Raw genomic sequence first — 13040 nt, forward strand, 5'->3', positions numbered from 1 at the left:
GACAGAAGCTGATGTACATATTTTGCGGTAACAATCTATACATGGGATGGTCGAGGAGGATTCATGAAAAAGCTGGGATTTCTACTAATGTTGTTCGTATTTTTGCTGACTGTACCGAAGCCTGTGGCGGCAGATGCTGCCAACGCACACATTTTTTTGGACGGGGAGCCACTGAGCCTGACCTCGGATGTTCAAGTCGTAAATCAGAAGGGGACGGTTATGATCCCGATCCGGATTGTGTCCGAAAACCTTGGCTTTAACGTGAAATGGAACAAGGCCGAGCAGTCGGTTACCGTTGAGAATGCCGATACACTCGTGAAGATGACGCTCAATCAGCATCAGGCCGAGATCAATGGGGCTGTTGTTGAACTGGCGATTCCGCCAATGCTCGACAAGCAGACCACTTACGTGCCGCTGCGGTTTGTCAGTGAGCAGATGGGACTTGATGTCAAATGGGACAACCAGGCGAAGGCGGTATATCTGATTTCGCCGGACACGGGAGCGGAGACAGTGCCTGGCTCGGATGCGGGCACCGGGACAGCCCAGCCGCCAGCAGGCGGCAGTCAGGCAGGGGTAACGCTCACCGGGATGACATTTGCGGACAACAGGCTGATGCTTGAAACCGAAGGAAAGATTGCGCCAAGCGTGTTCCGGATGAATGCGCCGGAGCGGATTGTCATTGATTTGCCACAAACGAATTTCTCCGAGCGGTTCATGGCTGAGCACGGCTTCAGCGACAGCAAGAGAAGCGGTGAACTGATCGTAACGGACAATCCGGATGTGGCAAAAGTCCGGTATGCGATGTTCAGCGACAACCCGTCCACCTTGCGGATCGTCATTGACCTGACCACCGCTAAAAATTATACTGTGATCAATGATGATTCCGGATTTATCATCATTGACCTTAACGCAGCTGAGGATTCGGGAGGCACACTGCCGGCACTTCCTCCGGTAGGCGATGGCAAGAAAACGGTTGTGATAGATCCTGGACATGGCGGTACCGACCCGGGGGTAACCAGCGTCTCAGGGGTTAAGGAAAGCGACTTTAACCTAGCGGTAGCCCTTAAGGTTTCAGCGTTACTGGAAGAGGAGAAGGACATTCATCTCGTCATGAGCCGAAGCGATGATTCGTATCCCACGCTGAAGGAACGCGCGCAACTTGCCAACAATGTGAAAGCTGATATCTTTGTGTCCATTCACGGCAACGGCAGCACTGCCAGCAGTGCTAACGGTACCGAAACCCTATATACCCGGGATGAAAGCAAGCTGCTCGCGAGCGTAATGCACAAGCATCTTATGCAGGCTACAGGCTTGCGGGATCGAGGTGTGAAATACCAGAATATCCTTGTCACTCGGGAGACGAAGATGCCTGCCGTCCTGCTCGAGATTGGTTTTATGACCAACCAGGGTGATGAAGCCCAGCTGTTACGAGAAGATTTCCAGAATCGTGTTGCACAAGGGATTGTGGAGGGTATTAAAGAATATCTTGGCATACGATAGACGGGAAGCATCAAGCTGATCTGAGAGGGGGACACACACAATGAACAAAAAATATTGGATGACGGGAATGCTTGCACTGTTGCTGGTATTCAGCGCAGGCTGCGGTGAGAAGCCGGCAGCGGCCCCGAGCGAAACGGAGCCAAGCCAGGAGACGGCGGCCATGCTGCCGGAGGAGTCGCAGGAGCAGCCGGAAACGCCGAACGATACAAATGAACCATCGGAGCAGAACAGCCCGGATACCAGTGCGACGAATGTCAATAGTGGAGCCGGCGGGGATAATTCACCGGAAACGGGGAGTGAAGACGTGACTTCGACGACAGCAGACAGCCATAAAGCGAATGTTACGCTCTACTATACAGATCCTGAGATGCTGGACGTGAAGCAGTCCAGTCGTGAAATCACGTACACCGACGAACAGGATAAATACAAGAAGACGTTTGAGGCGCTGCAACAGAGCGATGACGCCGACTTGAAGCCGCTTTGGTCTGAAGCCATTACGCTTCGGTCGATCGGTTTAGACGGCGGTGAATTGACGATTGACATCAGCAAGCCGGCGGAAGCTAATCTGGGAGCCGGCGGGGAAATGTTCGCTCTCGACGCACTACAGCAGACCTTCTTCCAGTTTGAAGAGGTGCAGGCGATTGAGTTGTTGCTTGAAGGAGAGAAAGTTGAGTCGTTAATGGGACATGTGGAGCTTGAGCATCCGATGAAGCGAAATCCTTAACGTTCATCTCTTTCGTTTTTGCTCGGCACATGAAATGAGACTTCGAACTCAAAATGGAAGAAAATATATAAATCTAAAGTCCTATTCTCGTTATGAGAGTAGGATTTTTTTGTCGTAAAACGGCAAGTTTCCCGCAACTTTTAAGGTGTAGGTGCGTCTAAATCGTTGTCAGGTAATGTCGGACAGGCCGAGTCTGAAACGCCAATCAATGGCAAAATTTTAGGATGGTAGGGGTGAAGGATGAAGAAGGTTGGTTTTTTATTGTTTCTAGTTGTCATGATGATTGCGTTTCCTAGAATGGCGGATGCAAGTTCGTACAGTGCAAAGATTTATCTGGATGGTCAGGAGCTGAATCTATCATCTGGCGTGGTGGTTGAGAATCAGAACGGTACGGTCATGGTTCCGATTCGGGTGGTGTCCGAACAGCTCGGATTCCGTGTGTCCTGGACGAAGGCTACGCAAACGGTCACTGTCCAAAACAGCGTGAAAAACGTGAGCATGGTGATCGGAAGCTCGTATGCGACGATCGACGGGCAGCGCGTCCAGATGACAAAAGCGCCTGTCCTCCGCGGAGGAACGACGCTGGTCCCGCTTCGCTTCGTCAGTGAGCAGATGGGACTTCAGGTGAGATGGGATAATCAGCAGAAGGCGGTTTATCTTCAATCCACTGGCAGCGGCGGCGAAGCTCCAGGAAGCGGGAATGGTTCCGGGACAGCAGCAACCGTAGACGGCTTGAGCTTCAACGAAAACAAGCTGATGGTTGCCGTATCCGGCAATGCGAGAGCGAACGTGTCCACGCTAAGCAACCCTGACCGTATCGTCATTGATCTGACAAACACCCGATTTTCGGATGGCTTTGGCAGCAACAACAATTTCAACAGTGTCAGCCAAAGCGGGCAATTTACGGTCAGCGGTTATCCGGACGTCAAGTCGGTACGATATTCGTTGTTTAACGAAAATCCGATGACGGTTCGAATCGTGGTGGATCTTAATTATGCGAAAAATTATACCGTTTCAGGTCTTGAGAACGGATCGGGCATTCTTACTGTCGATCTGAATACAGCTTCAGCGCCGAACCCGGGAACGGGCGGGAAGAAGCTGGTAGTGATCGATGCCGGTCACGGCGATCAGGATCCTGGCGCGATCGGAGTCACAGGGAAAAGAGAGAAGGATTTCAATCTGCAGATGGCTCTGAAAGTCCAGCGGCTGCTGCAGCAGGAGCCGAACATTGATGTCGTGATGACAAGAAGCACCGATACCTTCCTCGAACTGAGAGAGCGCGCTAAAATCGCAAATGATCTGAAGGCGGATGTATTTATATCGATTCATACCAACAGCGGACCTTCCTCCGCCAGCGGCACCGAGACGTACTACTATCATGAGTCCGACAAGGCGCTTGCCAATGCTCTGCATAAGGAAATTGTGCAAGCGATCGGCCTTCGTGACCGCGGAGTGAAGTATGGTAACTTCCATGTCATTCGCGAGACGAACATGCCGGGAGCGCTGCTTGAAGTTGGCTTTTTGAGCAACAGTAACGATGAGAGCAAGCTGTTTGACCCGGCGACACAGGATCGGGTTGCAGCGGCCATCGTAAGAGGCCTCAAAAACTATCTGCAGGTGAACTAGGATCATCATGATGGTAAGTGAGAAGAAGAGTAACCGGGAGGTGAAAGAATGTTGAACAAAAAAATATGGTCAGCAGGTTTTCTGGCAGCTGTCATGCTTCTTGGCGCAGGCTGTGGTCAAAATAACGGAACTGAGCCGGGCAGCGCGCCGGGGCATAACGAGCCCGCACCGGGCGGACAGACAGGCCAGGGGGCTGGTGGCGATAACGGAGCTGTGCAGCCGGAGGTTCAGAGCGAGAGCATTAAGGCATATTATACCGATCCCGATCTGATGGAGCTTCGGGAAGGTGTGGCCGAAATTTCGTATGAAACGCCAGAGGAGAAGTATAAGGCTGCCTATGAAGCGTTGCAAACGAGCGAGAGCGAGGAACTGATTCCGCTTTGGGAGAAGATTGATTTGAATTCCGTCGCTTTAGCAGACGGGACCTTGACGCTGGACGTGCATATTCCGGCGGAAGCCAACCTTGGGGCCGGGGGCGAAGCCTTTGCCATCGACGCTTTGAAGAATACGTTCTTCCAATTTGAAGAAGTGAACGCGATTCAGATTCTCATCGACGGACAACAGGCAGAATCGCTGATGGGTCATGTGACTTTGGAATATCCAATGACTCGGTGATGAAACGGAGAAGGAGATCACAAATTGCTGTCGAATATTAGTAAATGATGAAGCAGTAGTTATGAGAGGGGAAAGAAAATGGTACTTAGACACAGCAAGCATGTTCATTCCAAGAAAGTGGTCTCCGCCGTCATGGCCGGACTGTTGGCGTTTGGAGGAGCCTCCGTCGTTTCCGCAGACGAAACCACAGTCGCCGCTACCCAATCGGTAGCGAGCGGTTTTAGCGATGTAAATACAGGTTACTGGGGAGAAAAGTATATTTACAAGCTTGCGGCACAGGGAATCGTAACCGGGAATAACGGCAAGTTTCGCCCGAATGATCCGGTGACGCAGGAGGAAGCCGTTACGATGGCGATCCGTTTTTTAAGCATGCAGGATCAATTAAGCAGCGGGGCTGCGACATTACCGACAAACATCGAAACGAATACATACTTTAAACCGTATGTAGCTTTGGCGCTGCAGCGCAATTTGCTGGACAGCGAGAAGGAAGCATCTCAAGCGGACAGCCAACAGATCTGGGGAGCTAAAAAAGCGACCCGGGAATGGATCACCGAGGTGCTGATCCGGTCGATTGGACGGACGGCGGATGCGGAAGCAGCCGGCAATCAGGCGACAAGCTTTGCAGACAACGCCCAAATTTCTCCGGATCGGCTCGGGTTTGTCAAGGTTGCGATAGACCTTGGACTGACCCAGGGTGTGAACGGCAACCGATTTGATCCCCAAGGGGCGGTGACACGCGCTCAACTGGCTACATTCCTGAGCCGTGCGCAAGCCTACATCGACACCAATTACGCCAATCAGCATGAAGGCGTCATTATGTCTGTGGACAACGAAAGCCTGCAGCTCTATGTAGACGGCAAGGTAAATACGTACAAGCTTAACGGGGCAACCCCATATTTTACTTCCGATTCGGAGGCAAGAATTTCGCTTGCCGATGTGAAGCCATATACGAAGGCGATCGTTGTTGAAAGCAACGGTACGGCCGCTTATGTGGAAATTACGGATCAGACCGAGCATGTCGAGCGCCTGGAGCGCACGTATGCCCGTCTGTCGCCGAACTATGTTATCTGGCTCGATGTGAACAACACATTCGAAGAGCTGACATATGATGCCAATACGATTTTCCTCGACCAGAACGGCCGTCAGATTGAGGCGAGTGCACTGGTGGAGGGCAGCCTACTCGTGATTGAGCGTGAAACGTTCAGTCCGCAGAAGCGAATTGTTTCGATTCGGGTAAAAAGCGGGCTGGTCAACAAAACGGCTTCAGGTGTTCTTCAGAGCGTGGATACGGTCAACAAAACGATGACCCTCAAGGACAGCACCGGTTATGAAGAAACCTTCAAATGGGACGATGCGACCGTGCTCCGTTACCAAAACCAGCTTCTGTCACCTGCTGAGCTGAAGGCCGGTTCTGCTGTCAATTATTCCGTTCAGAACAGCATCCTGCAATCGGTTGAAGTGACGCAGAACGTAGATCGCACCGTACAAGGAATGCTCTATTCGGTGGAAGCGAACGGGAGAACCATCACGTACAAGCGCAATGGCAGCACGCAGCTGGAAACGAAGTTTTTGGCGAACAAGCCAGAGATTGTACTGAGCGGGGTTGTAAATCCTGCGCTTTCCGATTTGCTTGCAGATGATGTATCCGGCGATCAGGTTATTCTGACCATTGACGGCGAAGAGCAGGTAACGAAGATTGAAGTGACGGGTCGTCAGATGGAACAGCTGGATGCGGCTACGATTGTGAGCTATGACGCCAAGACGCGCTGGCTGACCGTGCGCGATACGAACAACCAGCCGCGGGTGATCATCCTTGATGACAAAACGAAGCTGGAATCAAGCATGGGCACAACGCTGGACCGCGTCGAGCCGCTGCTTGGCGCAGGACGCAAAGTCAGCGTGACGCTGGTCGGAACCCGGGCCTTGTCGCTCGAGGTTGTGTACAAGGTAGAAGGCACGATCAGCGCCATCCATACCGGGAACCGGGTCATTTCCATATTGACAGCGGGAGGAAAAGTGGAGGAGATCCCATACAACAACAATCTGTTGGTGGAACTGTTCGGCAAGTCCAATGCGACGCTGTCGGATGTCCGCGTAGGGGATTCCGTAACCGCGCAGCTGTCGGTTAATCAGGATTACCTGCACAGCTTGAAGCTCAATTCCTCCGCTCAATTCGAAGTGGTCTTTACCGAGCCATCCAAGAACCGGATGCGCGTCAAAGCTAACGGAACGACGAGCGATATTTTCACCGATAAAGCTACCTTGGTCGGCGAAAGCGGACAAGCGATTGTGCTTGCCGATCTGCGTCCGGGCACGCTGGTGAATGTAGATCTCCAGGGCACGACGGCCGTTCGAATTGCTGAAGTCAAGCTGACGCTCGGCGAGGTGACCGCCCTTGACGCTTCCGGCACGAACCTGATGGTGAAGGATTATTCGGGCGTGAGCCAAAGCGTCAACGTTAGCGCAGGTGTCAGAGTAACGAGAAACGGCTCGACAGCTCCGAATCTCAGCACGCTGTCCCCTGGGGACCGGGTTGAAATTCGCAAGGACATTCAAGGCGTAACCATCATCCATGTCATGGACAAGCTGGAGCGCTCGTTCTGGCGTTTGGACAACGCCGAACTGCATGTAAAGCGCAGATCAGTGAATGACCAGTATCGCTTCCCTTATGCTGACAAAGTATTTGTTCATCAAGGTGACACGACTTTGTCCGTGCAATCCCTGCAAGATAATGATAATATTGTACTGTACCTGAACCACGGTGTTGTGGTTGAGATTGTGAAACAGTAAGCGATCATTGGGGATTACACGAGAAACACCGTCTTGATGCGGGGATTTTTCGCATCAAGACTTTTTTTTGCGGGAGGGAATGGATATGAATGCGGCCACCGTACGGCATATACTGGATACCATCGAAACGATGTTTCCCGATGCACATTGCGAATTAAACCACAGCAATGCGTTTGAGCTGACGATTGCAGTGTTGTTGTCTGCGCAGTGCACGGACGAGACGGTCAATAAAGTGACAAAGGATCTGTTTCAGAAATATAAAACGCCCATGGACTATATTTCCGTACCAATCGAAGAGCTGGAGCAGGATATTCGGCGCATCGGGTTGTATCGAAACAAAGCAAAGCATATTCAGAATCTGTGCAGACTTCTCATAGAACAGTACGGTGGTGAGGTGCCGGAAGCCCATGACGAGTTGGTCAAGCTTCCTGGCGTCGGACGAAAAACAGCCAACGTCGTCGTCTCTAACGCCTTCGGCGTGCCCGCGATCGCTGTCGATACCCATGTAGAGCGTGTTTCCAAACGCCTTGGACTTGCTGCCTGGAAGGACAGCGTGCTGGAAGTGGAGAAGAAGCTGATGAAGCGCGTGCCGCGTGAAGAATGGACGATCACGCACCACCGTCTCATATTCTTTGGCAGATATCACTGCAAAGCCCAAAATCCTTTGTGCCAGGTATGCCCGCTGCTCGATGTTTGCCGCGAAGGCAAGAAACGTATGAAAACAGGGGCAGTCAGGAAGAATAAGGAACAGCCTAAAGCTGGCCAGAAATAGACAAGAAAAAGAGGATGGGATAAATTCATGAAATGCATCTCGGTTTATACGGATAATTTTGCTTTGTTTTCGGATATTTTTGAATTTGTAGTGGAGAGCCAAAGCAAGCTGAGTGAGAACGAAGAACAGGAAGTCGAAGGTGTGACATTCACTCACTCCGGGGACGCGCCTGAGCATTATTTGGAGCGCATGGTTCAAAAACCGGAAGTGGTTGTCATGAAGGACAAGTCCCGGGGCCTGACCATTTTGCAGCATGGCTCCGTATTTGAAATTCTGATTCCAACCGAAGAGAGCAGCTTGCTCTCTTAATGAAAGCCGCGGGTGCCGAAGCGGGATCCGGAGCGCTATGCCATCTATGGCGGTGCAAAGATCAAGATAGGCAGCTCCATAAGCCGCCCGCATCATTTAAAGCTGGAAGGAAAAACGCTATGTTTTTCCTCCCGGCTTTTTTTGTTATGTCCACTGGTTGTCGAACGGGTAATGTCGAAGTGGTGTGTCGATGCTCTTGTCGTTATCCTTCCGTTCCCCTTTGACTATTATCCCTTTTGTTCAGGGAGAGCTGCAGCCAGGCTGGAGGCGGGGGGAGCGGACAAAAAAGCAGGCAAGGAACAGGCGGCAAGAAATATGAAGTAAGCAAGAAATATGAAGTAAGCAAGAAATATGAAGTAAGCCAGAAATATGTAAGGAGCAAGAAATATGTAGGAAGAAAAAAATGATAGAAGCAAGAAATAGAAAGAACTAGAGACGAGACGAAGCAAGAGATAGGCAAGAAGTACCCGAGAAATATGTAAGAAACAGAGAAACAAATGCAAATGCATATGCTACTGCAAATGCTACTGCAAATGCTACTGCAAATGCTACTGTCACTGCTACTTCTACTTCTACTTCTTCTCAGTTAAACCTATTATTGCTATTGTGTCCTTATCATCGTCATCTCCTCTTTTCCCACCTTGTGCAGCTTCCGGGGCGTGGGGATTAGCACGATGATAGGGTCGGTCAAGCCATGCCCGGCAGTTGATACCTCTGCCTGATCAAAAGGGATAACGGTGAAAGGCGTCCGATCAATGAGGAGGTCGAAAACGGTTAGGGGGCTGACTCTCTGGGCAGGAGTTCCAACATAATGGATTCCTTTACGGCCCGGGCAGTGTTAGAATAATGGAGATATGAACAAATACAATCTCAGGAGAACGATGGACGTGAAGCTGATTACTGAATATGAAAGCGGAACCAGCATGTCCGGATTAACGAAGGTCCGGGAGCAATTTGTGAAGTGGGGCGATGAAGCTTCGGCTGTTCTAGCCTATGATTTGATACGAAAAGAAAATGCCGGGGAGCTGACGCTGGCGTTTTGCGGTCATTTCTCTGCCGGGAAGTCGAGTATGATCAATGCGCTGTGCGGGAAAAAGGTGCTGCCGTCCGGTCCGGTGCCGACCAGCGCAAATGTGGTGACGATACGTCATGGCGAACCGCGTGCGCTGATCCACCGCTCGTCATCTCCGGATGCTCCGCCGCTGCTGGCGACACCGGAGGAGCTGGGAGCCTATTGCCGGGAAGGCGGGGAATATGCGGCGATTGAAGTATGGGATGAGGTGCCGCTGCTTGGCACACATGGCGTGCTGATGGATACGCCAGGTGTCGATTCCACCGATGACGGGCACCGGATGGCTACGCATTCGGCACTGCATATGGCCGATATTGTGTTTTATGTTATGGATTATAACCATGTTCAATCCGAGAGCAATCTGATGTTTGCCAAGAGCCTGTCGGATTGGGGCAAGCCGCTGTACTTGATCGTGAACCAGATCGACAAGCATCGGGACAGCGAGCTGACGCTGGAATCGTATTTAAACGATGTGAAGAAGGCTTTTGCCCAGTGGAAGGTTACGTATAAAGGGCTGTTATGCACATCACTGAAAAGCGCGGATCATCCGTATAATCAGTGGGAGACGCTGAAGGGGGTTATCTCCGGCCTGCTTAAGCAGCGGGAGCCGCTGCTGGCATACAGCATTGCCCGCTCGGTTCGGCATGTCGGCGATCAGCATTTGGAAGCTTTGGTGCGAAGTCAGCAGGAGGAGAAGGAAGCGCTGCTGGCGGAAATGGGCGGTGAGGAGGCCGCTGCTGTCCTGGCAAGCCGCCTAGACGGCCTGGAGGAGCAGAAGCGTGTCATCGGCGGGCTTCCGGATCAGGTCAAGGCGCAGCTGCGCCAGGACGCCGATTCGATCATCGCGAATGCGAATGTGACGCCGGCCGATGTGCGGGAGCTGGGGGCGGCCTTTCTGGACAGCCGCCGGAGCGGGTTCAAGGTCGGCTTCCTGTTCTCCGCCGGCAAGACGGAGGAGGAGCGCAAGCGCCGGCTGGATGCTTTTCTGTCCCGGCTTCAGGAGCAGGCCGAGGCGCAGCTGGACTGGCATGTCCGCAAGCTGATCCGGGACGTGGTCAGCGAGCATGCACAGTGGACCCCGGACTGGGAATCGGCGCTGGATAATGAGCTTCCGGCGGTTACTTCGGAGCAGCTGCTGAAGAAGGCGAACCCGGACGTGATGCTGTCCGGGGAGTATGTGCTGAACTACTGCCGGGAGCTGGCCGAGGACATCAAGGCCAGCTACCGGCGCGCCGTATCGGCTCTGGCCGACCGGCTGCGCGCTGCCATGACGGACGACGCTGCCGTCCGTCTGCAGGAGCTGGAGCGCCAGCGCGTCGAGCTGCTGGCGCAATCGGCGGCTTCCGCCCGCTATGCTGCGCTGCAGCAGGGGGAAGCCGCCCGGGCGGCGGAGCTGGCACAGCTGCTCCCGCCGCCGCCTGCCCTCACCCCCGGCCTCCTGCCGGAGGTGAGGGAGCCCGCCGCGGCGCCTGCGCAGCAGGCCGCGGGCGGCCCGGGCCGTGCCCCGGCTGCGCCGGAGGGGCACGGGCGCACGGCGCCGCGCGCCGGCGCGCCTGGCGGCGCGGCGCTGTTGCGGCGCCAGCGCCTTGAGGCGGCGGCAGCGGAGCTGCGCGCTGCCGCCGAGCGGCTGGCGCCGCATCCCGCGCTGGCGTCGGCCGCGCGGGATTTGACCGCCCGCGCGGATGCGCTCGCGGGCGGCTCATTTACGCTGGCGCTGTTCGGGGCGTTCAGCGCCGGCAAGTCCTCCTTCGCCAACGCGCTGCTCGGCGAAGCGGTGCTGCCGGTGTCGCCGCATCCGACAACGGCTGCCGTCAACCGGATTATGGCGCCGACCGATGCGATGCCGCATGGGACGGCTGCCGTCCGCATGAAAACCTACGAGATGTGGTGGGAGGATCTGAAATACTCCTTCAGTGTGCTCGGCCTTGAGCCGCCGGTGGAGAGCAGCTGGCGTCAAGCGGCCGAGCGGCTTACCCCGGAAGGGCTTCATCCGGCCGGTCTGCCGCATTACGGATTTCTTAAAGCGGCGGCCGCCGGGTGGGAGATGATGAGCAGCAAGCTCGGCACGACCGAGAACGTGGAGCTGGATCTGTACCGGAGCTACGTTGCAGACGAGACCAGATCCTGCTTCGTTGACGGCATTGATCTGTACTACAGCTGTCCGCTGACCGAGCAGGGCATCGTGCTGGTGGATACGCCGGGAGCGGATTCGCTTCATGCCCGCCATACAGGTGTAACCTTCAATTTCATTAAGAATGCTGACGCGATTGTGTATGTCACGTATTATAATCATGCGTTCTCCAAGGCCGACCGACAGTTTCTGTCCCAGCTCGGCCGGGTGAAGGACAGCTTTGCGCTTGATAAAATGTTTTTTATTGTCAACGCCGCCGATCTCGCGTCCACAGAAGAAGAGCTGGAAGAGGTCGTGAAGCATGTCCGCGGCAATTTGACGCGGAGCGGTGTAGGCAGCCCGCATATTTTTCCGGTGTCCAGCATGCTGGCGCTGGAAGGAAAGCGGGCGGGCGATGAGGAGCAGCTGGGCCAATCCGGTTTTCCGGCCTTTGAGACGGCGCTCGGTCACTTTGCGGTAGAAGAACTGCCGGGGCTGTCGCTTCGCGCAGGCTATGATGAGATGGCTGTGGTCCGGGACCGCGTCCTGTCCTGGGCGGACATGGCTGCCCAGGATGAGCATGCCCGGGCGGCGAGAATCGCCGGCCTGAAGGAGGCGCGGGAGCAAGGATTGGCGAGGCTGTCTGTGCTTTCCGGGCAGGATCTGGCGAAGGATATGGGCCGGGAGTGCAGCGAGCTGCTGTTCCATGTCCGGCAGCGGCTGGAATATGCGTTGGGCCGCTTCTTCCAGGAGTCGTTCCATCCATCGGTGCTTCGCGAAGATGCGGGGCAGCTGAAGTCGGCTTTTGCCGCTTGCGGGCGCGATCTGATGCGCACCCTGTCGCTGGAGCTTGATCAGGAGCTGTGGGCGACCACGCTGAGGCTGGAGAAGGTCGGCCGAACATGGGTGGAGCAGGCGGCGCATGAGGCGGTGTCGGACATTTCCGGCTGGGCCGGCTGTACGCTCACCCTTCGCCGGGAGAAGGACTGGGCAGCTCCGGAGCTGCAGGAAACCGAGCTGCAGCTCGGGGAGGACTGGTCTACCTACTGGCCTTACTTCAAAAACCCGAAAGCCTTCTTCGAAGGCAGCGGCAGCCAAAAGCTCCGGGAAGCGCTGGAGCCTAAGGTGAAGGAAGCGATCGCGGCTGCCTTGAAGGCTCGCGAGGCGCAGCTGCTTGCTCATTATGAACAGCAGCTGGCCCATTCGCTGCAGCTTCAGGAGAGCCAGCTGAAGACCCAGCTCGACGAAGCGGTGGACGCTCTTGTCAGCTCACTTCAGGATGGGCAGTCTCCGGAAGTATGGCGGCAGCTGGCTCATGAATTGGATATGCAGCTTCAGCGTCGGCCTCAGCGGTCGGATGAGTAGAAAATTGCGTGAAAAATGACATTTAATGGCGCTTCCAGCCCTTGGCCCCACTGCGGGCCTGGGGCTTTTTATTGCTTATTTTTCAGGCTGCGATAAGGCCTTGAATTCCGGGAAGCCCAAGGTACAAGAATTGAGATAACATGCCCCAGTATTTATG

At 54.4% G+C, this 13040-nt stretch carries 8 protein-coding genes; all 8 read left to right on the plus strand.

All coding sequences use genetic code 11. The annotated features are described in order from the left end of the window. The first annotated feature begins 63 nt into the window (after positions 1 to 63). The 8 genes from CHH75_RS10400 (at position 64) to CHH75_RS10440 (ending at position 12883) form a co-directional block, all read left to right on the plus strand. Complete coding sequence (locus CHH75_RS10400; RefSeq protein WP_095398085.1) at positions 64 to 1500, plus strand: N-acetylmuramoyl-L-alanine amidase family protein; 1437 nt, start codon at positions 64 to 66, stop codon at positions 1498 to 1500. Positions 1501 to 1540: 40 nt separating this feature from the next. After that, complete coding sequence (locus CHH75_RS10405) at positions 1541 to 2224, plus strand: GerMN domain-containing protein (protein ID WP_095398086.1); 684 nt, start codon at positions 1541 to 1543, stop codon at positions 2222 to 2224. A gap of 240 nt (positions 2225 to 2464) precedes the next feature. Then, positions 2465 to 3850, plus strand: a complete 1386-nt coding sequence (locus tag CHH75_RS10410) for an N-acetylmuramoyl-L-alanine amidase family protein (protein WP_095398087.1) — start codon at positions 2465 to 2467, stop codon at positions 3848 to 3850. Positions 3851 to 3901: 51 nt separating this feature from the next. Then, on the plus strand, positions 3902 to 4465 hold the full coding sequence (locus tag CHH75_RS10415) for a GerMN domain-containing protein (RefSeq protein WP_095398108.1): 564 nt from the start codon (positions 3902 to 3904) through the stop codon (positions 4463 to 4465). A 78-nt stretch (positions 4466 to 4543) separates the two neighbouring features. Next, positions 4544 to 7255 (plus strand): S-layer homology domain-containing protein, encoded by a 2712-nt coding sequence (locus CHH75_RS10420; RefSeq protein WP_095398088.1) that lies wholly within the window; start codon positions 4544 to 4546, stop codon positions 7253 to 7255. A gap of 85 nt (positions 7256 to 7340) precedes the next feature. After that, complete coding sequence (nth, locus tag CHH75_RS10425) at positions 7341 to 8027, plus strand: endonuclease III (RefSeq protein WP_095263579.1); 687 nt, start codon at positions 7341 to 7343, stop codon at positions 8025 to 8027. A gap of 27 nt (positions 8028 to 8054) precedes the next feature. Beyond that, positions 8055 to 8336 (plus strand): NAD/NADP transhydrogenase alpha subunit, encoded by a 282-nt coding sequence (locus CHH75_RS10430; protein ID WP_095263580.1) that lies wholly within the window; start codon positions 8055 to 8057, stop codon positions 8334 to 8336. Positions 8337 to 9217: 881 nt separating this feature from the next. Continuing rightward, entirely contained in the window at positions 9218 to 12883 is a 3666-nt protein-coding gene (locus CHH75_RS10440) for a dynamin family protein (protein WP_095398090.1), read from the plus strand. The last annotated feature ends 157 nt before the right edge of the window (positions 12884 to 13040 follow it).

The organism is Paenibacillus sp. 7541, from assembly GCF_002276395.1.
GTDB lineage: Bacteria > Bacillota > Bacilli > Paenibacillales > Paenibacillaceae > Paenibacillus_AQ > Paenibacillus_AQ campinasensis.

Coding starts and splice junctions, on each gene's coding strand:
- CHH75_RS10400 (WP_095398085.1), top strand. CDS start 64: ATGAAAAAGCTGGGATTTCTACTAATGTTGTTCGTATTTTTGCTGACT.
- CHH75_RS10405 (WP_095398086.1), top strand. CDS start 1,541: ATGAACAAAAAATATTGGATGACGGGAATGCTTGCACTGTTGCTGGTA.
- CHH75_RS10410 (WP_095398087.1), top strand. CDS start 2,465: ATGAAGAAGGTTGGTTTTTTATTGTTTCTAGTTGTCATGATGATTGCG.
- CHH75_RS10420 (WP_095398088.1), top strand. CDS start 4,544: ATGGTACTTAGACACAGCAAGCATGTTCATTCCAAGAAAGTGGTCTCC.
- nth (WP_095263579.1), top strand. CDS start 7,341: ATGAATGCGGCCACCGTACGGCATATACTGGATACCATCGAAACGATG.
- CHH75_RS10430 (WP_095263580.1), top strand. CDS start 8,055: ATGAAATGCATCTCGGTTTATACGGATAATTTTGCTTTGTTTTCGGAT.
- CHH75_RS10440 (WP_095398090.1), top strand. CDS start 9,218: ATGGACGTGAAGCTGATTACTGAATATGAAAGCGGAACCAGCATGTCC.